1 protein-coding gene is annotated in these 265 nt (G+C 43.8%); it reads right to left on the minus strand.

The window, feature by feature from the left end; translation table 11 throughout:
* The coding region (locus tag Q4528_RS14190; protein ID WP_303522263.1) for an Rnf-Nqr domain containing protein at nucleotides 1-208 on the minus strand (208 nt) is incomplete at its 3' end.
* Nucleotides 209-265 lie beyond the last annotated feature (57 nt).

Raw genomic sequence — 265 nt, forward strand, 5'->3', positions numbered from 1 at the left:
GAATACCTAGAGGGGCTAATAGCAAGGATTCAATAAGCCATGCGGCTACTGCGGCTAAACACAGCACAAAGGTAGTGGCTAAGCCCATACCTAAGGCGCTATCTATTTTGTTTGAGACACCCATGAATGGGCACAAACCTAAAAACTTTCCTAACACCACGTTGTTTACCACTGCGGTGCTAATAAAAATAAGTAGGTAGTCAGCCATTGTGTACTTCCTAAACTTGAGGATGGTTAACAATGCAATTGCAGGCTGTGTACCAAG

The organism is Staphylococcus pasteuri (genome assembly GCF_030547725.1).
Taxonomy (GTDB): domain Bacteria; phylum Bacillota; class Bacilli; order Staphylococcales; family Staphylococcaceae; genus Staphylococcus; species Staphylococcus pasteuri.